Source organism: Streptomyces sp. DSM 116793, from assembly GCF_057320905.1.
Window position 1 is genome coordinate 2885111 of sequence record NZ_CM170494.1, and the last position, 22173, is coordinate 2907283.

At 70.2% G+C, this 22173-nt stretch carries 16 protein-coding genes and 1 pseudogene; 14 read left to right on the plus strand and 3 right to left on the minus strand.

Annotated elements, in window-relative coordinates; genetic code table 11:
• Nucleotides 1–577 precede the first annotated feature (577 nt).
• The 3 genes and pseudogenes from ACSMXW_RS11480 to ACSMXW_RS11490 all read right to left on the minus strand — a co-directional run.
• Nucleotides 578–749: pseudogene (locus tag ACSMXW_RS11480) on the minus strand (DNA mismatch repair protein MutT); the annotation flags it as partial.
• 52 nt (nt 750–801) lie between these two features.
• Nucleotides 802–1317, minus strand: coding sequence for a hypothetical protein (locus ACSMXW_RS11485; RefSeq protein ID WP_485805806.1), 516 nt, complete (start codon nt 1315–1317; stop codon nt 802–804).
• Nucleotides 1318–1498: 181 nt separating this feature from the next.
• Nucleotides 1499–2679, minus strand: a protein-coding gene (locus ACSMXW_RS11490) for an IS3 family transposase (RefSeq protein WP_485805807.1) whose coding sequence is annotated in 2 segments (ribosomal slippage) — nt 1499–2392 and nt 2395–2679 — 1179 coding nt in all. Because the reading frame shifts where the segments join, the coding sequence is not laid out codon by codon here.
• A gap of 41 nt (nt 2680–2720) precedes the next feature.
• On the opposite strand from ACSMXW_RS11490, the gene ACSMXW_RS11495 reads away from it, so the two are divergent.
• The 14 genes from ACSMXW_RS11495 (at nt 2721) to ACSMXW_RS11560 (ending at nt 22124) form a co-directional block, all read left to right on the plus strand.
• A complete protein-coding gene (locus tag ACSMXW_RS11495) occupies nt 2721–5453 on the plus strand; it encodes an SGNH/GDSL hydrolase family protein (RefSeq protein ID WP_485805809.1) in 2733 nt (910 codons plus the stop codon).
• Between the two features lie 797 nt (nt 5454–6250).
• Nucleotides 6251–6406, plus strand: coding sequence for a hypothetical protein (locus ACSMXW_RS11500; RefSeq protein WP_485805811.1), 156 nt, complete (start codon nt 6251–6253; stop codon nt 6404–6406).
• Between the two features lie 625 nt (nt 6407–7031).
• Nucleotides 7032–8234, plus strand: coding sequence for an IS110 family RNA-guided transposase (locus ACSMXW_RS11505; protein WP_485798791.1), 1203 nt, complete (start codon nt 7032–7034; stop codon nt 8232–8234).
• Between the two features lie 64 nt (nt 8235–8298).
• Nucleotides 8299–11058 (plus strand): alkaline phosphatase family protein, encoded by a 2760-nt coding sequence (locus tag ACSMXW_RS11510; protein ID WP_485805812.1) that lies wholly within the window; start codon nt 8299–8301, stop codon nt 11056–11058.
• Nucleotides 11059–11191: 133 nt separating this feature from the next.
• Nucleotides 11192–12184, plus strand: a complete 993-nt coding sequence (locus ACSMXW_RS11515; protein ID WP_485805814.1) for an ABC transporter ATP-binding protein — start codon at nt 11192–11194, stop codon at nt 12182–12184.
• Complete coding sequence (locus ACSMXW_RS11520) at nt 12181–13548, plus strand: ABC transporter permease (RefSeq protein WP_485805815.1); 1368 nt, start codon at nt 12181–12183, stop codon at nt 13546–13548. The genes ACSMXW_RS11515 and ACSMXW_RS11520 overlap by 4 nt, the downstream gene beginning before the upstream one ends.
• Nucleotides 13549–13865: 317 nt before the next feature.
• Entirely contained in the window at nt 13866–14222 is a 357-nt protein-coding gene (locus ACSMXW_RS11525) for an NADH-quinone oxidoreductase subunit A (RefSeq protein ID WP_485805817.1), read from the plus strand.
• A gap of 119 nt (nt 14223–14341) precedes the next feature.
• A complete protein-coding gene (locus ACSMXW_RS11530; protein WP_485805818.1) occupies nt 14342–15385 on the plus strand; it encodes a hypothetical protein in 1044 nt (347 codons plus the stop codon).
• A complete protein-coding gene (locus ACSMXW_RS11535) occupies nt 15378–16325 on the plus strand; it encodes an NADH-quinone oxidoreductase subunit H (RefSeq protein WP_485805820.1) in 948 nt (315 codons plus the stop codon). Before ACSMXW_RS11530 ends, ACSMXW_RS11535 begins: the two co-directional genes overlap by 8 nt.
• 157 nt (nt 16326–16482) lie before the next feature.
• Nucleotides 16483–17049 carry an NADH-quinone oxidoreductase subunit J gene (locus ACSMXW_RS11540; protein WP_485805822.1) on the plus strand — a complete coding sequence of 189 codons (567 nt, stop codon included), beginning with the start codon at nt 16483–16485 and terminating at the stop codon, nt 17047–17049.
• Complete coding sequence (locus ACSMXW_RS11545; RefSeq protein WP_485805823.1) at nt 17046–17351, plus strand: NADH-quinone oxidoreductase subunit NuoK; 306 nt, start codon at nt 17046–17048, stop codon at nt 17349–17351. Before ACSMXW_RS11540 ends, ACSMXW_RS11545 begins: the two co-directional genes overlap by 4 nt.
• Nucleotides 17348–19198, plus strand: coding sequence for an NADH-quinone oxidoreductase subunit 5 family protein (locus ACSMXW_RS11550; protein ID WP_485805825.1), 1851 nt, complete (start codon nt 17348–17350; stop codon nt 19196–19198). The genes ACSMXW_RS11545 and ACSMXW_RS11550 overlap by 4 nt, the downstream gene beginning before the upstream one ends.
• Nucleotides 19199–19203: 5 nt before the next feature.
• Nucleotides 19204–20709 carry a complex I subunit 4 family protein gene (locus ACSMXW_RS11555; protein ID WP_485805827.1) on the plus strand — a complete coding sequence of 502 codons (1506 nt, stop codon included), beginning with the start codon at nt 19204–19206 and terminating at the stop codon, nt 20707–20709.
• On the plus strand, nt 20706–22124 hold the full coding sequence (locus ACSMXW_RS11560) for an NADH-quinone oxidoreductase subunit N (RefSeq protein ID WP_485805829.1): 1419 nt from the start codon (nt 20706–20708) through the stop codon (nt 22122–22124). The genes ACSMXW_RS11555 and ACSMXW_RS11560 overlap by 4 nt, the downstream gene beginning before the upstream one ends.
• Nucleotides 22125–22173 lie beyond the last annotated feature (49 nt).

A 22173-nucleotide genomic window follows, 5' to 3' on the forward strand; every position in this document is an offset into this window, starting at 1 on the left:
ATGACGACGCCATGGTCAACGAAGAACGTGGCCCGCCCGATCAGCGAGTCATCATGGCTCAGGTTCAAATTCATAGTTTCCTCGCCCGATCTGTGTCACAACTCCGGCCTGCCGCCCGGCACATGCCCTACAATGCGGGGTACCCGGTCTGATAGGTGTCAAATGGAGCTTTTCCAACCAACTTCGTCGCACCCTGATGATCAGTGATCCAGTTACCCTGAGGCCGTCCCGGCTGGGCCTCTTCCAGTCCTCGCTGCATCACATGTGTGACACCCATATTCATCGCCAGCCTCATTGGTCAGGTTTCCTGAACTCCTGGCGCATCCCTGTTTCCGCCAGGCAGCGTCACGCCTTCCCTCGCATTCGGCCCCGGACCAAGCGTGAGGTCGCAGAGAAGCCCTTCATCAATGTTGTGCACGAGTACCGGCGTGGTCCCCGCCGGCTCATAGTACGTGTGCTACGCGCCCCCAACTACCTGCTTCTTCGCAGGTCAAGCGCAGTTTGCTGGTCCGGTGAAGTGCGTGGGTGTCCGTGGTTGTGCGGGCTTACTGCCGTCAGCTACTGCCGTCAGCCGGTTTCAGCCCAGGCATGGCTTCCCCCGGTGCTCCAGGAAGTGCTGGAGCCTTTTGCCGTTGGGTGTGGTGCATTGGCAACTGCTCGATCTCTTACGGCGGTACGAACCGGAGTTAGGTGGATTCGTCGGAGATTGCCAGTTGGCCGCCGGTGATGCGGGCAGTGAAGCAGACGTTGCCGTCACCACTACCGTCAAACCGGTCCCGGCGGCACCATGGATTCTTCAAACTATGGCCGGTCGAAGGTCTCGACCTTGGTGCGGTACTTCATCCCTCCCTGGACTTCGGTGAAGATCTCAACAATGAAGTCCGGAAGAGCCCCCGCAGAGGGCTTTCCATCAGCTCCACGGCCACCAGGCTCCGCTTGCCAATCCACCAGGTGGACGACTACGGCATACCTACCATTATCGAGCTGAATCTCCTTTTTCTCCGCGCTGGCGTAATTTCCTACGGCTTCGAGTCCGCCGAGTCCCAGCACCCCGTCCGAGACGAGGAGATAAGGATCGGAAGAGACAAGGAGATAGGACCGCTCTCGTTCGCTCAGATTGCCCGGCGCCTCCACTCCGCGCACGGCGACCTGGAATGCCCCGTTGCCTCCGATGTTGATCGGCACGAAGGCACCATCCGAGATCTGGCGTTCGAGGGAAGAGTCTTCTGCTACCTCATCCTCCCACTGATCCAGCCCGTTGACGTGGTCGAATGCGCTTGCACGCCAGACGCCAAACAGGCCAGCACTGGTCGCCATAGCGTGAGATACGTCCAAGTCACGCAACCGCACGGCTCTGCCCCACCTAACATGTTCTGACTGTGATCGAGATGCTGCACACCAAGTCGCCTGGTTGCAGACCTTGCTTCTTCAGTTGTGCCGATATTTGGGACCCGAGACTTCGGTTGGGACTGCTGCATGATCGGGTGACAGCGGGGGTCTATGCAGCCAGTGCTGCAGGTGGGGTCATGATGATCTCGTACTCGACGGGGGTCAAACGGGCCAGGCGTCTCTGGCGTCGGCGCCGGTGGTAGGTGCGCTCTATCCACGTCACGATCGCGGTCCGCAACTCCTGACGGGTGGCCCAGGTACGGCGGTCGAGGACGTTCTTCTGCAGCAGCGCGAAGAAGCTTTCCATCGCAGCGTTGTCGCCCGCTGCGCCGACCCGACCCATCGAGCCGGCCAGTCCGTGGCGGACGAGAGCGGCGACGAATTTCCGTGACCGAAACTGCGAGCCGCGGTCCGAATGCACCACGCACCCGGCCACCTGGCCGCGGCGGGCGACGGCGGACTCCAACGCGGCCACGGCGAGGCGGGACTGCATGCGGGCGTCGATGGAATAGCCCACGATGCGCCCCGAGAAGGCGTCCTTGACGGCGCACAGATAGAGCTTGCCCTCGCCGGTGGTGTGCTCGGTGATGTCCGTGAGCCACAACCGGTTCGGCCCGTCGGCGGTGAAGTCGCGCCGCACCAGGTCATCGTGGACCGGCGGCCCAGCCTTGGCGTTCTTGCCGCGGCCTTTGCGCTTGCCGAAGGCGCTCCACCAGCCGTTGTCCCGGCAGATCCGCCAGGCGGTCCGCTCGGCCATCGGCTCACCGGCAGTACGGGCCTCGTCGAGCAGGAACCGGTGACCGAACTCGGGATCGTCGCGGTGTGCGTCGAAGAGGGTATTGGCCCGATACGCCTCGGCCAGCTCGGCGTCGGTGACCGGGCAGGCCAGCCACCGGTAGTAGGGCTGGCGTGCCAGCCCCAGCACCCGGCACGTCACCGCCACCGGCACCCGGTGAGGGGCATCGGCGGCGGCCAGCTCGCGGACGAGCGGGTACATCATTTTGCCGGCAGGTTCGCCTGTGACAGATACGCCGCTGCCCGCCGGAGCACCTCGTTCTCCTGCTCCAGCAACCGGATCCGCTTACGGGCCTCGCGTAGCTCGGCCGCCTCGCCCGACGTCGTTGCGAGCCTGGCGCCCTCGTCGGTGTCGGCGCGGCGCAGCCACTTCGAGAGCGTGATCGGGTGGACGCCGAAGTCGGCGGCGATCTGTTCCAGCGTGACGCCGGGCTCGCGGTTGCGCGCGACCCGCACGACGTCCTCGCGGAACTCCTTCGGATACGGCTTGGGCACTGCAACATCCTTCCAGGCCGCCTCTCAGCAAGCCAGGTCAGGTGTCACCCAACCCTGCAGCAGTCCCGTCCTCAAGCTGGACCTTCGCCCTGGTCAACAGCCACGACGGAAGCGGCGACGGCAACTACTTCAAACGCTTCGCCAACAACCCGTCGATGTCCATTGAGTACAACCACGTGCCCAGTAAGCCCGGCAGCCTGGCGGCCAAGTTCGGTACGCACTCCGCCGGTTGCGGCACCTCGACGCCCTACCCGGTCATCGGCAAGACCCTGTCCACCACGCCGCCCACGCTCAACGTCACCGTCAGCGACGGCGACAAGGACGCTCTGGCAGCCACCTACAAGTACTGGGTCAACGGCGGCACCTCCACCACGACCACCAGCGCCACGGTCGCCAGCGGCGGCAACGCCCCCAAGTCGCTGTCCTCGACGTTCATGAACGGCCTCAGGACCGGCGACGTGGTCGGCTGGAACGTCGTCTCCAAAGACGGCAAGGACACCAGCCCCACATCGTCCACCTGCCACTTCACCGTCGACCTCACCGCGCCGGATGCACCCACCGTCGCCAGCACCGACGGCCTCTACCCCGAAGACGCCCCCGGTACCACCGTCGCAGGCACCCCGGGGAAGTTCACCCTCAAAACCGACAGCGCCACCAAGTTCCTCTACAACCTGGACGCCAGCCCACCCACGTCCAACACACCCGGCTCCGAAACCGCCACGGCCTCCGCCAACACCGCCACGATCACCGTCACCCCCACCGCCCCCGGAACGCACACCCTGTACGTGTACGCCGTGGACACCGCCGGCAACGTCTCAGTACAGCAGCAGTACCAGTTCACAGCGGTGGGCCACACCGGCAAGACCTACGCGAGCCTGAAGGACGCCTTCAACAACACCGCCGTCACCGACGACAGCAACAAGGCTGCTGCCGACGCGGACGGAGTCGGCGCCACCATGTCCCTGCAGGACCTCAAGGCCGCCGGGTGGCAACCCGGCAGCAAGATCACCATCGACGGCGCCGCCTTCACGCTGCCCGCCTTCGGCTCCGCCTCTGGTGACAACGTGATGGCCGCCGACCAGACCATCCAGATGAACGACGCACGCGGCCAAGCACTGGTCTTCCTCGGCTTCTCCACCTACGGACTCGTCAGCTCCCAGCGTGCCGATGACGACTCCTCCAGCCCAGTCATCCCCGACGGCACCTCCGTCAGCGGCACCACATGCACCCTCGGAAACGGCCAGTACGAGGACTGCCTGGCCGGCGGTCCCCAAGGTACCGTCTCGTACAGCGACGGCAGCGCCCCAGTGCCCTACCACCTGACCATCCCGGACTGGGTCTACGGCTCGAACGCCCTGGCCGCCGTCACCCTGCCGCACCGTAACCTCGCCAAGGGCACCCAGGAGACGCGTAGCACCAACATCTACGCCTTCGCCGTGCCCCTCAAGCCAGGGACCCCTGTCAGCTCCGTCACCCTGCCGGACCTGACCGACGCCGCCCGCCAGTACGTCCCCGGATTGCACATCTTCGGCATGGCCGTCCGCGACACCGCCGCGGCACCGGACGGCGCCAAGTGGACCGGCGCATGGAGTTCTCCGAACGAGGGAGCGTTCAACTTCGAGGACACCGACTTCAAGGACCAGACCTTCCGCATCGCCGCCGACCCGAGCGTCCCCGGGTCCAGCGTCCGCATCCGCCTGTCCAACGCGCTCGGCCGTACCCCACTGACCATCGACCACACCACCATCGCCACCCAGTCCTCCGGAGCCGCCCCCACCGCCACACCCACCGACCTGACGTTCAACGCAGGCAGCAGAACGGTCACCATCCCCGCCGGAGGCGAGGTCTTCAGCGACCCGATCAGCTACACGGCGACGCCCGGCAAACACATCATGATCAGCCTGCACCTGGTCAACGACGTTCCCTACCTCGTCCAGCACAGCTGGGCCAGCGTCACCACCACCCAGTACGTCAGCGCCGTCGGCTCGGGCGACCACACCACCGACACCGGCACCTCTGCCTTCAGCGGTACCGGCGTGTACTGGGGCTGGTTCACCGACATCCTCACAGGCATCGACGTCACCACCGACACCAACCAGTCCACCATCGCCGTACTCGGCGACAACCTGATCGCCCCCTTCGCCGGTGACAGCACAGCCGCAAACGTCAACCGTCTCGCCGACGACCTCGCCACAGCACTCCAGAACAACGACCAGGGAATCCCGGACTACGGCATCGTCGCCTCCGGCATCGAGAACAATCGCCTTGCCACCAACCAGAGCCAAGGCGGTCCAGCCGTGCTCACCCGCCTGGACCGCGACGTCCTCGACCTTCCCGGCATCACCACAGTCATCGTCGACGAAGGACTACAGGACATCGTTGCCGACACCGACAACACCAGCCTCGAAGAGTCCTACGAGCTGCTGCGCGACCAGCTCAGGGCCTGGGGCATCAAGGTCATCTTCACCACCCTCACCCCCTGCGACGGCTACACCCCCTGCACCACGGACATCGATAACAACCGGACAATGGCAAACACCTGGATCAGCGACCAGGTCAGCTTCAGCACCCCCACCGTCAACTACATCGACGCCGAAACCGCCGTCGCCATACCCGACCCCGCCGGCACCACCGACCCACCCCAACTGCAACTCAGCAACGCCACAGCCGCCGACTACGACACCGGCGACCACGTCAACCTCACGGCCGACGGCTACGCGGCCATCGCCGCGCTGTTCGACCTGACGCGCCTCGGGCCCGACCCGGCTCCATAGGGAACGAAGTCGGACAAGGCGTGCATGGCCTCCGCAGCCCGGACTCCTCACGGCCACATGGCGAAGCACGTCCGGGCTGCGACCGGACACTACGCAACCGTCACATGCCTCGGCATGATGTGGCCTCGGAGCGGGTACGGCACGCGCCGAGTGCGGTATGCATCGGCGCACGACACTTCCCGAACTGATCACCAGCCGCTCTCAATCAGCGGGTCCGGGGGGTGAGTCCCTGGCGGCGCACCAGTCTTCACCGGGCTGACGTGGGCCTTTGCCCACGTCCGACTCCGCCGCCCAGAGCACGCCATCGATACCTGAGCGGCGTCCTCGACCAGAACGACGACGGTCCTGACGGCTCCACCCGCCGGAGCCGTCATCCGCTTCCGTTGCCGTCAGACGGATCGGGGCCCTGCTGGAAGTCAGCAGGGCGGAGCAGCATGGCCTCATGCCCCGGGGCGGGTGTCTCTGCGTCTTCGCCGCAGTAGACCGGCACAGCAGAGCCAGCCACGCCAACGCCCGTGCGGCGAGCGAGCAGGTCATCTGTGCGCGCGGCTACAGATCATGCCGGACCACGGCCTATGGACCGCGGACCACGGACAACGTCCAGGTCGGCAGGTCCCGGTGCTGGAGTCTTCGGTGCACTAACGGGCGAACCAAAGACACCCGCAAGATGAACAGCGACACCTTCCCGACAAAGCCGGAAACAGCGTTTCTACGGTGGATCTGACGGGGATTCTGTTCATGATCGGTTCAGCCGAGCGTTGGTGGAGAGCAACGTCGGCTCCCTAACGTCGCTGGCCGTGGAGAACAGAGCCGTGGCGGCCTTCGCCCAACCGGGCCTGCTGGAGCAGGCGCGGGTACTCGTGCCGTCGATGTCCTCGGCCGGGCGGCAGATCGTGCTCGACGTGCTCCGCGACCCCGCCGGCGTGGTGAACATGCCGGTCACCGGGTTATGAGAGGCCGCGGGTGCGTCCGCGGCCACGGTGGTGCGCTTCTGCCGGAGCCCTGGTCCCCGCGGCCGGCTGATCGTCGGGCTCGCCGCGTCGCCGTCGTCGCCGTCGTCGTCGCCGTCGTCGCCGTAGGCAGGTCGTACCCGTCGGCGTGAGACATGGCGTATCGGTCCGCCTCCGCCGGCGTCGGCGCACCCTCCACCGGCGACACCCACGTCCGGCACACCACTGCCGCCCTCCCCCAGCCGGAGGACGTGTGCCCCGCGATCAGCCGCACAGGCTCGGACGTCCTCGTCGGTCCCCGGATCCGCCCCGGCCGCCACTCCCCCGCCGGCGCATCGATGCCGCGTGGCGCTCAGCCCCGCCCCCGTTATCTTCTTCGCGGTCCTGCAAGAGGGCCGCTGGCCTCCGGGTCCGGTATGACTGTGTCCCCCTGTCGATGGGATGACCTGGGGGGTGGTGTCACCGGGCCCGTGGGGTGCCGTGGGAGACGCTGATGAGAGGTCCGACTACCGCCTGGCCGGGCGCAACGCCCGGCATCCTGCGGGCGGCAGGTCTGCATAACGTGGATGCGCGCGTACGGCTCCATCGCCCTGGCCAGCACCGCACGAGCCCTGTTCGGGAGGACAGGTTGTACGACATCGACGACGTAGGCGTCTTCCTCGGCCTGGACGTCGGCAAGAGCGCCCATCACGGACACGGCCTGACTCCTGCCGGCAAGAAGATCTTCGACAAGCCGCTGCCCAACAGCGAGACGAAGCTGCGAGCGGTGTTCGACAAGCTCGCCGCGAAGTTCGGCACCGTCCTGGTGATCGTGGACCAGCCTGCCTCGATCGGAGCCCTCCCACTCACCGTCGCCCGCAACGCCGGCTGCAAGGTCGCCTACCTGCCAGGCCTGGCCATGCGCCGGATCGCCGACCTCTACCCGGGCGAGGCCAAGACCGACGCGAAGGACGCCGCGGTGATCGCGGATGCCGCCCGCACCATGCCGCACACCCTGCGCTCGCTTCACATGACCGACGAGATCACCGCCGAGCTGACCGTCCTGGTCGGCTTCGACCAGGACCTCGCGGCCGAGGCCACCCGCACCTCCAACCGGATACGCGGCCTGCTCACCCAGTTCCACCCAAGCTTGGAACGCGTGCTCGGGCCACGTCTGGACCACCAGGCCATCACCTGGCTGCTGGAACGCTACGGCTCCCCAGCCGCCCTGCGAAGGGCAGGTCGTCGCAGGCTCGTGGAGGTGATCCGGCCCAAAGCCCCACGCATGGCCCAGCGACTGATCGACGACGTCTTCACCGCGCTCGACGAACAGAGCGTCGTGGTCCCAGGCACCGGCACCCTCGACGTCGTGATCCCGTCCCTGGCCCGCTCCCTCGCCGCCGTTCACGACCAGCGCCGGGCCTTGGAAACCCAGATCGGGACACTGCTGGAGGACCACCCTCTTTCGAAGGTCCTGACCTCGATTCCGGGGGTCGCGGTCAGGACCGCAGCCACCTTGCTGGTCACCGTCGGCGACGGCACCAGCTTCCCCACCGCCGCCCACCTGGCCTCCTACGCCGGCCTCGCCCCGACAACGAAGTCGTCGGGAACCTCGATCCACGGCGAACACGCACCCAGAGGCGGCAACCGGCAACTCAAACGCGCGATGTTCCTCTCCGCATTCGCCGCCCTGCACGATCCCGCCTCCCGCACCTACTACGACCGCTGCCGAGCCCGCGGAAAAACCCACACACAAGCCCTTCTCCGCCTCGCTCGCCACCGCATCAGCGTCCTGTTCGCCATGCTCCGCGACGGCACCTTCTACGAACCCAGAACCCCACGCCTCGCTTGACGAAAGACATAGAGGCACCCCCCCCACGCGCATCACCACCCAACCCGAAAGGCAGAGAAGTCCCATGTCCAAGCTCCCTCACGTGCGCAGACGCTGGGTCGTCGCCGGGGCGGCTGTCGTCGCGCTCGCGACCGGAACGGTCGCGGCGGCGGCCACCGGCGCGCCGCTCAACGCCTTCGGCACCGACCACGTCGGCACGCAGGCCGACGGCCGTGTGCTCCTCCCCGACAACCAGTACATCAAGTCGTACGGTCAGCGCACCGTGACCTCCAGCCTCACCGTCGGCACCGCCATCAGCCCCGACGGCAGCAAGGTCGTCGTGCAGACCCGTGCCCAGGTCAGGATCCTCGACGCCGGCACCGGGGCGATCCTGCAGTCGTTCGGTGGAAAGGGCGTCACGGCGCCGGTCTTCTCGCCCGATGGCTCCTCGTTGTACGTCGGCCTGTCGACCGCCTCCTCCGGCTCTGCCGGCACGGGCAGCATCGCGAAGTACTCGATCGGCGCCGACGGGCTGGTCTCCAACCCGACCGCCCCGCAGACGCTCGCGCTGGGGGCGCTGGAGTTCCCGTACGGCATGGCGCTCTCGGCGGACGGCTCGAAGCTCTACGCCGTACTCAACGGCAGCAACAACGTGGCCGTCGTCGACACCGCGACCAACACGGTCACCACCCGGATCGCCGTCGGCAACACACCGCAGGGCATCGCCATCGTCGGCGACCAGGCCTTCGTCACCAACCGCGGTGGCCGCCCGGCCGTCGCCGGTGACACGACCAACAAGTCGGACGGCACCGACATCGTCTCCGACCCCGTGACCGGCGCCTCAGCCACCGGCACCGTCTCGGTGATCGACCTGGCGACCAACACGGTCAGTGACACCGTCAACGTCGGCCTGCAGCCGTCGTCCGTGACGGTTCACGACGGATCGGTCTTCGTCACCAACACCAACAGCGACACGGTCTCGATCATCGACGCCGCGTCGCACGACGTGACCCAGACGTTCAACGTCGAGCCGCTGCCGGGCTCGCACGTCGGCGCCGCCCCCAACTCGGTGGCCTTCGCCGACGACAAGCACATCCTGGTCAGCGTCGGCCGCGACAACGCGATCGCCGTCTTCGGCTACGCCGGCCCCCGAGTCCCGGCCCATTACCTGGGCCTCATCCCGACGGACGCCTACCCCAACCAGGTGAGCTACGACGCCGCCGCGCACAAGATCTTCGTCAGCAACCAGGACGGCGTCAGCACCAACGGCGCCCCCAAGTCGGGCTCGATCACCGGCACGGTCACGAACTTCGCCATGCCCGACCAGAACCAGCTCGGCACACTGACCCACCAGGTCTTCGCCAACAACGCCTGGGACCACATCGGCGACTCCCGGCAACAGGGCGACGCGAGGTCCGCGGTGGGCGGCAACGCGTCGAGTGTCCTGCCGGCCATCCCCCACCAGCTCGGTCAGCCCTCCGCGATCAAGCACGTCTTCCTGGTCATCAAGGAGAACCGCACCTACGACCAGGTGCTGGGCGACGACCCGCGCGGCAACGGCGACCCGGCGTTCACCACGTACGGCAAGGACGTGACGCCGAACCAGCACAAGCTCGCGAACGACTACACGCTGTTCGACAACTTCTACGACAACGGCATGGTCTCGGCCGACGGTCACAACTGGCTGCTGCAGGGTGACAACAACGACTACCTCGCCCAGGACGCCGCCACCTCGTGGGGGCGCAGCTACCCGTACCCGGGCGGCGACGCCCTCGCCTACCAGCGCAGCGGTTTCATCTGGAACACCGTTCAGGCCGCCGGTGGGACCGTCCGCAACTACGGCGAGTTCGCGAACCGCGGCGTCGGCACCCAGGGCAGCTGGCAGCAGTACTACGCCGACTCGCAGATCATGGAGGGCAAGGCGACGGGGCCGCTCCCGCAGCCGACCGACCAGCGCCAGTGGCACGCGGACGTCCCCTCGCTGGAGGCGATCACCAACCACGAGTACCCCCGCTTCGACACGAACATCCCGGACCAGTACCGCACCGACATCTGGGAGCGTGACTTCAAGCAGGCCGAGAAGACCGGTGACCTGCCGAGCCTCACGACGATGACGCTGGGTGACGACCACACCGGCGGCAAGCCGACCGGCCCTGCGCAGGTGGCCGACAACGATCTCGCCGTCGGCCGGATCGTCTCGGACGTCTCGCACAGCAAGTTCTGGAAGGACTCCGCGATCTTCGTCCTGGAGGACGACACCCAGGCCGGCTCCGACCACGTCGACGGCCATCGGGGCCCGCTCTGGATCGCAAGCCCGTACGCCACCCGGGGCGCCGTCAACAGCCAGTACTACTCGCAGATCAACGTGGTGAAGACGATCGAGCAGATCCTCGGCGCCCAGCCGATGAACCAGATGGACCGCGCAGCGGTGCCGATGTTCGACGCGTTCACCGACAAGCCCGACTTCACGCCGTACGACGTCGTGCCGAACAACGTGCCGCTCACACAGGGTGTCACCGGCCTGATCCCGGGGACCCCGGCCGCCTCGGACGACTCCGCGACCGCGGCGTCCGTCAGGGCCGCGGACGGCCCGGCCGCCCCGCCGGTCCCCGCCGCGCGGCAGGCTGTCGCCTCCGACTGGGACTCCTGGTACACGCACGAGGCCCAGCCGCACCTGGGCGGCGACAACGCCCGGGTCGACTCGGTGAACCCGGCGCAGCTCAACCGCTACGACTGGTACACCGCGACCGGCTGGAACAGGCCCTACCCGGGCGACAAGGAGATCCTGGCCCCCGGCCAGGTGCCGGGGCGCAACATGCCGAGCGACTTCCTCGGCGAGGACTGATCCCACACCCGAGTGGCAGGTGCCGGCCGGGCGTGCGTGCCCGGCCGGGGCGTACGTGCCCGGCCGGGGCGTACGTGCCCGGCCGGGGCGTGCGTGCCCGGCCGGCACCTGGCCGTCGAGCGAAAGGCCACCCGTGAATTCCGCCCGTGACGTCGTCCCCCCCTCGATCGAGGTACGTGCCCTTACTCGCCGCTTCGGCGAGCGCACGGCTGTCGACGGCGTCCATCTCCGGGTCGAGCCCGGCACGATCTACGGCTTGCTCGGCCGCAACGGTGCCGGCAAGACCACGCTGCTCCGTATGATCCTCGGGCTGCTCACCCCGGACGCCGGCACGGTGACCATCCTCGGTCGCGAGGCGCCCGCCGGCGACGTGGCGGCCCGGGCCGCGGTTGCCGGATTCGTCGAGGAGCCGCGCTTCTACCCGTACCTCTCCGCCCGCCGGAATCTCGAACTGCTCGCCAGGCTCGACGCCGGTACCGACCGGCTCTCACCCGACGTCGCGCTGGATCTCGTCGACCTTGCCGACCGGCGCAACGAGAAGTTCGGCAACCTCTCCACCGGGATGCGGCAGCGACTCGGCATCGCTGCCGCCCTCCTCCGCTCGCCGAAGGTCGTGGTTCTCGACGAGCCGACGATGGGACTGGACCCCGCGAACGCCCAGGCGACGCGGTCTCTCCTGCGGAATCTGGCTGAGCGGGGCGTGGCCGTCCTCCTGAGCAGCCACAACATGGCCGAGGTCGCCGAGATCTGCAATCGGGTCTCGATCATTCACGAAGGCCGAACGGTCTGGGTGGGGACGCAGGCGGACCTTCGTGCCGCCGCCCCGGCCCCCACCCACCGGGTGTGGACGACCGATGACGCGCGAGCGGCGAGCGTCGCCGAGAAGCTGGCCGTCGCAGCCGGCCCGAGCCGCCTGCGTGGCCCCGGCGGATCAGGCGTCTTCATCCGCGGCACCGATGGAGAGCGTGACGTGTTCGTGCTGGAGCTGGCGGCCCAGGGCATCGCCGTGCGCCGTCTCGAACCTGATGTGCCTCCGCTGGACGCCCTCTTCGCTGCCCTGACCACAGGACAGCCCGCCCGGCACGAGAACCCCGCCCAGAACGAGAACGGAGGGGACGCCCCATGAGCGCCTCCGCGGACGCACCGCCGGTGCCGGCCACGCCGCCGCTTCCGGAAGGACCGGCAGGCGACGAGGCCACGTCGCGACCTGGCCTGGCCGTGGCCGTCGGAGTCGAACTCGCCAAGCTGCGCGCGCAGCTTCCGCTGCGCATCGCGATGGCCGGATGCGTCGTGGTGCCGATCGCCGTCGCGGTGCTGATGCGCGTTGTCGACACCCGGCCCGCCGACACTCTCTTCGGCCGCTGGTCCGGTACCACGGGCTTCGCCACCTCGCTGCTCGTGCTCAACTGGGTCGCTGCCTGGGGAGTGCCCCTGCTGAGCGGCCTTGTCGCCGGGGACATCTTCGCCGGCGAGGACCGGCACGGGACCTGGAGAGCGCTCCTGACCCGCTCGTGCACGCGCACCCGGCTCTTCCTGGGCAAGGCCCTGGCGGCCCTGCTCTGCGTCACCGGCTGCTTCGCCGTCCTCGGCGTGGTCAGCGTGGTCGCCGGCCTGGTCGTGGTCGGTCACGCCCCGTTGGTCGGCCTCTCGGGCCAGCTCGTGCCCGCGGGCCACGCGATCGGGCTGGTAGCCGCCAGCTGGCTGCTCTGCCTCCTCCCGACGGCCGCCTTCGTGACGATGGGCCTGCTCTTCTCGATCATCGGCCGCAACACGATGGTCGGCGTGCTTGGCCCGCTCCTGGTGGCGCTGCTGTTCCAGCTGCTCGAGGTCTCCGCCTCCGGGAACGTCGTGCGAGCGGTCCTTCTCTCGACGCCGTATGACGCCTGGCACGCGCTGTTCACCGCCGACGTCCGCAGCGCCACGATCCTCCAGGCGGTTCTGACCAGTGTCGTCTACACCGCGCTGTGCGGGGGCCTGGCCTGGTGGCTGCTGCGTCGCCGCGAGTTCGCCGGCGCGGATGCGGCACCGGCGACCCTGCGGCACACCACGATCCGTATCGGCACGGTACTCGCCGCCGCTGCCGCGGTCGTGGCCGTGCTGAGCGGCATCGGATCGAGCCCCCTCACCGCCGCCAGGCTGGAGGACTCGATGGCGACGACCTTCGGCAACCTCACCGAGGTTCGCTATCAGTGGCAGACCGGGAACAAGGCCGACCCGAGCGTGCCCTGGCATGCCACCTGCAACCGCGGCGCCGTGACGCAGGGCAGTGGAGGGTCCGGCGCCGGCGACGACTGGGCCTGCATCATCGTCGACCGGCGTGTCTCCGACGGCCTGGGAGCCGCGACGCTCGACGTGACCTTGAAGGCGAACGGCTGCTATGACGTCCAGTCGCCCCCGGGCGCGGTCGGCGCGCTCCGTGTGACCGACGATTCCGGGCGGCTCTTCATCAATCCGCTGTACGCCTTCGACGGCTGTCTGGGCACGCCCTGAGATCGGACGGCGAGCCCGACGGGCACGGTCCGGGGAGCCGCCCGGGACCGCCCGTCGACGCGCGCCACGCCCGCCCCGGCGTCGACGCGGTCGCCCGGCACGCTGCCGAACGCGACCCCGCCGCCCGCCGGAGGCGCTGAAGATCAGGGGTTCCGCCGTGCTGCCCCCGCACGCGCCCGGCCCCCGCACGCGCCCGGCCGACGCCCCGCCGACCGGGCGCGCCTCCTTCGACGGTGTCGTACGTTCCGCAGGCCGCGCGTGGCTGACATGCTGCCGGATGGGGCGGCCGTGGAGCGATCGTCGAGAAGGGGCACTGTATGGAGACATCCGACTGGCAACCGGTGCTGGTCCTGCTGGTGCCGGCCGTCGGGGCCGTCGCGCTGCTCCATGCCGTCTCCGTCGTGCTGCGGGCGGTCCGTGTGCCGTTGCACACGGGTCCCTTCAGCGGCGGTCTGGAACCCCTTGAGCATCCCCTTTCCCGGTTCCACGTCCGCTGGTACCCGGTGACGATGATCTTCCTCGCCTTCGACATGGAGATGCTGTTCATGTATCCGTGGACGAAGGTCGTCTCGGCCGTCGGTACGAGTGCCGTCGTCGAGATGTTCCTGTTCCTGGGTGTGCTGCTCGCGGGGGTCGCGTACGCCTGGCGGGAGGGGGCCTTCCGGTGGAGCTGAGACGTGCGCTCCGGCGGACGGCTCTTGCCCGGCCCGGAGTCCTGCCGGCTGTGTCGCCGGGAGCCACCCGGGAACGGCTCGCCGTGGAAGCGGAGCTCGCTCGTCGCGGATGGCCGTGCGTGAGTGCTCCCGCGCAGGCCGACCTGCTGATGGTCCTCGGTCCTCGCGACGCGGGGGAGAGCGAGTGGGTGACGAACATCTGGCGCGCCGTTCCGGCGCCCAGGGCCCGGATATGGCTGCGGGACGCCGAGGACGTCGTCGCGGCCTTCGACCGCGGGCTCGCCGACCTCCACCGCGCGGCGGAGCGCGGCGTCACCGACCATGACGACTCGGCGGGGCATGAGGCCCACGGCGGGCGCCCCATGGGTGCGGTGGAAGGGCTGCCCCTGGCCGACCGTGCCGACGACCGGGACGGGCTGCGGCTCGACCGGCTGCACGTGCCGCTCGGACCGGCCCTCGCCGACTGGCCCGCGGGGCTGGTCCTGCGTCTCGCGTTGCAGGGCGACGTCGTCCAGGAAGCCCATGTCGAGACGGGGGCTCCGGCGCGGTCCCGGCTGCCGTTCTGGGGCGAGCCGTGGCTGCGTGCCGCTTCGGGCGAGCACGTCACGCGGGGCGAGGCCGCGCGGCGGAGGTGCGCGGCGCACCTGGACAGCCTGGGAAGGTTCTTCGCCGTGGCGGGGTGGGGCGCCCTGGCGGCGCGTGCCCGACACGTACGCGATCGTGCCCTGGCCGGGGCCGGCGCCGCGGAACTCTCCTCCCTCGTCCGCCCCGTGGTCCGGCGCGCCGAGCGGTCGCGGGCGCTGCGGTGGCTGACCGCCGGGCTGGGGCGGCTGCCCGCGGAGCACGCGCGCCGGCTCGGTGTCACCGGCCCGGCCCTGGCCGCGGACGGGGACGCCCACCGTCGGATGCTGGCCTGGCTCGACGTGGTGGGGCGTGCGGCGGCGTCCTGCGACGACACCGTTCCCCTTGACCGCGCCGGTGCCCACCTGGCCGGGCCTCGCGGGCGGCTCGACGGGCCCGTGCCCGCCTCGCGGGCGCTGCTGGACGTCTTGCCCGGTCTGCTGGTGGGTGCCGAGTTCGCCGGTGCGCGGATCGTCGTCGCGAGCCTGGATCCGGATCTCGACGAGCTCGCCCACGCTGCGGCAGGGGCGGCCCATGCCTGAGCGGGCTCCCCTGTGGGCGGTCGTCGTCCTGCCGGCTCTGCTTGTGGCGGTGGCGCTGGTGGCGGCGGGGGTCGACGCCGTGCTGGCGGCCGGCGCCCGGAGCCCGGGGTCCCTGCGCAGGGTGCTCCCCCATGCGATGGCTCCCGGGCGCGAGGTACTGCGGCACCTGGTGCAGCAGCCGCGGCGTACCAGGGCATCGGACGTGCCGCTGGCCCGGATCGGGGCCGCGCTCCTGCCGGTCGCGGCGGTCCTGGCCGGAGTCGTGCTGCCGCTGGGCTTCCGGTCGGTGAGCGACCTTCCGGAGGGGATCGTCTGGTTCAACGCGATGGAGGCACTGGCGTGGGCGGCCGTGTGGCTGGCGGGCTGGGGGCCGAACTCGGCGTTGTCCCTGATCGGCGGTTACCGGTTCCTGGCGCAGGGACTGGCCTACGAGCTGCCGCACATGCTGGCGATCACCACGGCCGCGCTCGGCGCGCAGTCGCTGCGGGTCGGGGAGGTGGTCGACGCTCAGGCGGGATTGTGGTTCGGCGCCTGGATGCCGGTGGCCTTCGGGATCTATCTGCTGAGCGCGATGGCGATGGCGTTCTGGGGGCCGTTCGACCAGCCCGCCGGGCAGGATCTCGCCGGGGGCGCGGGCAGCGAACTGTCCGGGCCCGACCGGGTGCTCCTCCTCGGTGGCCGGTGGCTGCTGCTGGTCGTCGCCGCGGCGTTCGGTGTGCCGCTCTTCCTGGGCGGCGGACACGGGCCGCTGCTGCCGGGCTGGGCGTGGACCGTAGTCAAGACGGGGGCTGTCCTGGCCTTGCTGGTCCAGGCCCGGCGCAGGGTTCCGGCCCTGCGGATGGACCGCTACGTGGAGCTGGCCTGGGTCGTGCTGACCCCGCTGGCCATCGTGCAGGCGCTGGTGGTCGCCGTGGTGGTGCTGAACGGGTGGCTCCCTTGACGGGCAGCAGGCCGCTCCCCCACGGACGGCGCGCGGCTTCCATCACGGGCAGCAGGCCGCTCCCCCATGGACAGCGCCCGGCTTCCATCACGGGCAGCAGGCCGCTCCCCCACGGACGGCGCGCGGCCTCCACTACGGGCAGGAGGTGACGGGGACGATGGATGACGCGGTCTTCTGGGTGCTGGCGGCCCTTGCCGTCCTCAGTGGTGTGATGGTGTTCCGCTTCGCTTCCATGGCCAGGGCCACGTTCTCCCTGCTGACCTCGCTGCTGTGCGTGGGTGGTCTCGTCCTGCTGCTGGGGCTCGGCTACCTGGGCGTCGTCATCGTGCTGATGATGACCATCGAGATGGCCATCATGGCCGTCTTCATGGTGATGTACATGATGAATCCGGCCGGCCTCGCGCCGATGACGATGACGATGACGCACAACAAGAAGGGTGCGGCGATCGTCTGCGGCCTCGTGTTCGCGCTGCTGGCCACCGGGATCCTGCTCGCGCCCTGGCCGGCCCGCCGGGGCAGGGCACCCGCCGACCCGACCACGGCCCTCGGCATGTCGCTCATGGGACCCCAGATGCTGACCATGATGACGCTGGGGATGGCGCTGTTCGCGACCATCGTGGCCACGGTGGTCCTGGCCACCCGGCGGGGACGGTACGACCGGCTCGGCGACGACCTGCGGGCGCGGCAGGCGGACGACCCGGTGCGAGGCGGTGCCGGCCGGTGACGCTGGAACTGCTTCTGCTGCCGGCCGCGGCGCTGCTGAGCGTCGGGCTGTTCGGCGCGCTCACCCAGCGGTCGATCGTGATGCTGATGATGGGCCTGGAACTGATGCTGGGCGCGGTCATCCTGGCCGCCGCGACGGTCTGGCACCACATCGCCCCGGCGACGGCCGGCGGCCAGGTGCTGATCGTCCTGGCCATCACCGTCATGGCCGTGGACATGGCGCTCGGGTTCGCCGTCGTCACCGCCCTGTTCCGGTCCCGCGAGATCGACATGACCGACATGGCGGCGGAGCTGAAGGAGTGAGCGCCCTGTTGTGGGCACTGGTCGCCCTGCCGCTCGCCTCCGGTGCGGTGCTCCTCGTGCTGGGGCGCCGAGCCGACGGTGCGGCGCCAGGCGTGGCACTCGCCGCGGCGGCCGCGGCCCTGGGGCTCGCCGTCGCCGCCGCCCTGCGGCACCCGGCCGTGCGGGCGCCCCTGCTGGACGGGCTTCCGGTGAGGCTCGCGGTAGACGGTCTGTCCGGGCTGCTGGTGGTCACCGTCGCCGCGGTCACCCTCGCTGTCCTCGTGTTCAGCGCCGCCTCGTTCACTCCGGACGAGCCCCGGGCGCGCTTCTTCGGGCTGATGCTGGTGTTCGCCGGGAGCATGCTCGTGACGGTGACCGCGGCGACGGTCCCCGTGCTGCTGATGGCCTGGGAGGTCATGGGCGCCGCGTCGTGGGCCCTGATCGGCTACTGGTGGCGGGACCCGGAGCGTACGGACGCGGCCGGCACCGCGTTCCTGACCACCCGTACCGCGGATCTCGGCCTGTACCTGGCCGCGGGTGCCGCGCTGGCGAGCGGCCGGGACCCGGGGCTCTCGCTCGACGCCCTCGCCCGGGCCGGCGAACCGTGGTTGTCCCTCATCACCGCGGGCATCGTCGTCGCCGCCTTCGGCAAGTCGGCCCAGCTTCCCTTCAGTTTCTGGCTCTCCAGGGCCATGCGGGGTCCGAGCCCCGTCTCCGCACTGCTGCACTCGGCCACGATGGTCGTCGCCGGCGCGTACCTGCTGCTGCGGACCGGGGCGCTGCTGGACTCCTCCGGCTGGGGCGACGACGCGGTCGCGTGGGCGGGTGCGGCCACCGCGATCTGCACCGGCCTCGTCGCCGTGGCACAGCGGGACCTCAAACAGCTGCTCGCCGCGTCCACCTGCGCCCAGATCGGCTTCATGGTGCTCGCCGCCGGAGTCGGGGCGAGTGTGGGCGGCACGCTCCAGCTCATCGCCCACGCTGCCGCCAAGAGCCTGCTCTTCCTGGGAGCCGGAGCCTGGCTCACCGCGCTGGGCACGCAGCAACTCCCCGCGCTGACCGGCGCGGCGCGCCGCCCGCGGGTGGTCGGCTGGTCATTCACGGTGGGGGCGCTCTCCCTGGCGGGACTGCCGCCGCTCTCCCTCTGGGCCGCCAAGGACATCCTGCTGACCGGGGCCCTGGACACCACCCCCTGGCTGTACGCGGCCGGGCTCGTCGCGTCCCTGCTGTCGGCGGTCTACAGCGCCAAGGTCCTGTGGTACGTGTGGCGCCCCGCGTCGGTCCCGCGCCCGGAGGCCCGGCGCATCCCCGGTGGTGCCGTGGTGCCCCTGGCTCTGTCGGCGCTCGCGTGCCTCGCCCTGACGGCACTGGACTTCCCTCCACTACGGGACAGCATCGGGCGGATCCTCACGGCAGGCGGCCGGCCCGCCCCTCGCGCGTGGGAATTGATCCTCTCCGGCGGCCTGGCCCTGGCGGCGGGAGCGGTCGTCTGGGGCCGGGGGACGCGCCCGCTGCCCCTTCAGGCCCGTATGAAGGTTCTGCTGGGCGACTGGCTGGGGCTTGAGTGCGCCGCACACATCCTCCTGGTGGCACCCGTGATGCGGCTCGCCCGCGCCGCGGCGGCCTTCGACGACCGGGTCCTGGACCGCGCCGTCGACGGTTCCGCCGCGGCCACCGTGCTCCTCGCCCGCTGGACGGACGGCGTCGTGGAGCAGGCCGTCGACGGCACGGTGACCGCGGTCGCCGCCGGGACCCGCGCTCTCGGACGCTTCGCCCGCCGTCCGCAGACCGGCCGGCTGCACCAGTACCTCGCCCAGGCCGCCGCCGCCTTCACCGTCATCGCCGTCGTGCTCGTCCTCGTGAGGTGACCCGCGTGCTGACCGCCCTCGTCTTCCTGCCCACGGCCGTGGCACTGCTCCTCCTCGCCCTGCCGCGCCGCACGGCACCGGCGGTGTTCCGCGGCGTGTGGGTGGCGGCGTCGGCCGTCGAGTTCGCTCTCGTCGTCGCGATGTGGGCCCGGTACGAAGCCGGCGACGGCACCCGGTTCGAGCAGCGGGCCCGCTGGATTCCCAGCGCCGGCATCGGCTACCACGTCGGCGTCGACGGGCTGTCGCTGCCGCTGGTCGCCCTCACCTGTCTGCTGTTCCTCGCCTGCGCCGTGTACTCGCTGCGGGAGCAGCGCAGGATCCGTGAGTTCGCCGCGCTGTTCCTCTTCCTCCACACCACGTGCCTGGGGTTGTTCGCGGCCCTGGACCTGATCCTGTTCTTCGTCTTCTTCGACCTGTCCATCGTGGCGATGTACTTTGTCATCGCCGGATGGGGCCACCGGCAGGCGGCCCGCGCCGCGCTGAAGTTCTTCCTCTACACGTTCACCGGGTCCCTCGCCCTGCTGCTCGGATTCATCGGCCTCTACCTCGCCGCGTCACCTCACACGTTCGACATGGTGGAGCTGACGCGGCAGAACCCGCTCGCCGGGCGCTCCGTCCACGGCGGCCTGGTGCTGCTGGCCGTCGTCATCGGCCTGGCGGTGAAGACGCCGACGGTGCCCTTCCACACCTGGCTGCCGCTCGCCCACGTTCAGGCGCCGGCCGCCGGCTCGGCGATCCTCGCCGGGGTGCTGCTGAAGATGGGCACGTACGGCTTCGTCCGCATCGCCATGCCCATGCTCCCGGAGCAGTGGCGGCGTCACGCCCTCGCCCTGGTCGTCGTCGGCGTCCTCTCGGTCCTCCACGGAGCCCTGGTCGCCCTCGCGCAGAGCGACTTCAAGCGGATGGTGGCCTACACCTCCGTCAATCACATGGGCTACGTCGTGCTCGCGGTCGGCGCGGCCGGGACGATGGCCGAGGGCTCCGGGCAGGCGCGTTCCCTCGCCGTCACCGGGGCCGTGACGCAGATGGTCAGCCACGGCCTGCTGACCGGCGCGCTGTTCCTCCTCGCGGGGGTGCTCCACGAACGCGGCCGCACCTACGACATGAGCGCCTACTCCGGCGTGGCCGCCGTGGCACCCGCGTTCGCCGCCATGACGGGTGTCGCCGCCTTCGCCTCGCTCGGTCTGCCCGGCTTCTCCGGCTTCATCGCCGAGTTCCAGATCTTCACCGGCAGCCTCGGACCACGCCCGCTGGCCACCGCGCTCGCCGTGCTCGGCATCCTGCTCACGGCGGGGTTGTTCCTCCGCGCGCTGCGGCGGGTGTTCACGGGGCCGCTGCGGCTGCCGGACGCGCCCGGTGCGCCCCGCCCGTTCGCCGACATCCGGGCATATGAGGCCGCCGCCGTGGTCCCGCTCCTGGGCCTCGCCGTCGTCCTCGGCGTGGTGCCGCGCTTCCTGCTCGACGTCATCGAGCCGGCCTCCCGCACCGTCCTGGACCTGCTCGCCCGGTGAACGGGATGAACGAGAACCCCCTCGACCTGCTGCCCGAAGTGCTGCCGGCCGCCTCCGCCGTGCTCGGCCTGCTGCTCGGCTCCTGGCTGCCACGCACCCGGCAGTGGGTCGTGGGTGCGGTGGCGGCCGCGGCCTGCGTGGCCGGAATCGCCGCCGCGGCGGTGGCCGCCGCCGAGCCCGCCACGACCGCGTTCGGCAACGCCTTCGCGATCGATGCCGTGACCGGCGTCGTTCGAATCGTCGTGCTCGCCGGCACGCTCCTGGTGCTCGCCGTCTCCTTCCGCCCCTTGAAGGGCGACCCGCGAGAGGCCGAGTTCCACGTCCTCGTACAGCTCTCCGCCCTCGGCGCGCTCGCGATGTCCGGCACGCAGGACCTGCTGCTGCTCGCCGCCGCGTATCTCCTGACGAGCGTTCCCGCCTACGCGCTCGCCGGGTTCAGCAAGGACGGGCCCGGCACGGAGGCCGCCCTCAAGTACTACGTGATCGGCGCCCTGCTCGGCGTCCTCATGCTGACCGGCATCACCCTCCTCTACGCGACGGGGCGCGGCACCGGGTACCCGATGCTCCGGGACACCTTGCGGGACGCGCCGGAGGGGCTGGTCGCCGCCGGGACGGCGGCACTTCTGGCGGGCGTGCTCTTCAAGGCAGGCAGCGCCCCGGCGCACTTCTGGGTCCCCGACGCCGTGCAGGGCAGCAGCCCGCCGGTCGCCGCCCTGCTCACCACGCTGCCCAAGATCGGCGCGCTCGCCGCGCTCTTCCGCCTCGGCGCCACCGTCTTCACCGACGGCACGCTGCCGTGGACCGCCCTGATCGCCGTGCTCGCCACCGCCTCCATGACCCTGGGCAACCTCGCCGCCTTCTTCCAGCACGACGTCCGGCGACTGCTCGCCTACTCCACCATCAGCCAGGTCGGCTACCTCCTCCTGCCGGTGGCCGTCGCGGGCCGCTCGGACCTCGCCCAGCAGGCACTGCTGTACTACCTCGCGGCCTACACGGTCACCAACCTCGGCGCCTTCGCCGTCGTCTGCGCCCTGCCCCGTGCGCACACACTGGACGACTACCGCGGGCTCGCCCGGGAGCACCCCCTGCTGGCCGCGAGCCTCGTCATCTGCCTGCTGGGCCTCGTCGGCACCCCGCCCACCGCCGTCTTCCTCGGCAAACTCGAAGCGTTCAGCGCCGCCATCGACGGCGACCACGCCTGGCTGGCGGCCGTGGCCGCCGCCAACACCGTGGCGTCGCTCTTCTACTACCTGCGCTGGATCGTGCCCGCGGTCTCGCGCACCGGCACACCGCGGACCGCCGGGGCGGGCCGCACGGCACGCGTCGTGGCCCACATCGCCGCGGCGGCCTCCCTCGGCCTGGGCCTGGCCGGAGGACCGGTCCTCGGCGTGCTGGGCGGTTCCGTCACCCCCTGACGGGCATGTCCCCCTGACGGGCATGACCGCGGCCCGGGCCGCGCGTCGG

What these genes read in the sequence shown, in the direction of transcription:
- ACSMXW_RS11525 (WP_485805817.1), top strand. Translation starts at nt 13,866, where the DNA reads ATGGAGACATCCGACTGGCAACCGGTGCTGGTCCTGCTGGTGCCGGCC.
- ACSMXW_RS11485 (WP_485805806.1), bottom strand. Translation starts at nt 1,317, where the DNA reads ATGGCGACCAGTGCTGGCCTGTTTGGCGTCTGGCGTGCAAGCGCATTC.
- ACSMXW_RS11510 (WP_485805812.1), top strand. Translation starts at nt 8,299, where the DNA reads ATGTCCAAGCTCCCTCACGTGCGCAGACGCTGGGTCGTCGCCGGGGCG.
- ACSMXW_RS11535 (WP_485805820.1), top strand. Translation starts at nt 15,378, where the DNA reads ATGCCTGAGCGGGCTCCCCTGTGGGCGGTCGTCGTCCTGCCGGCTCTG.
- ACSMXW_RS11520 (WP_485805815.1), top strand. Translation starts at nt 12,181, where the DNA reads ATGAGCGCCTCCGCGGACGCACCGCCGGTGCCGGCCACGCCGCCGCTT.
- ACSMXW_RS11540 (WP_485805822.1), top strand. Translation starts at nt 16,483, where the DNA reads ATGGATGACGCGGTCTTCTGGGTGCTGGCGGCCCTTGCCGTCCTCAGT.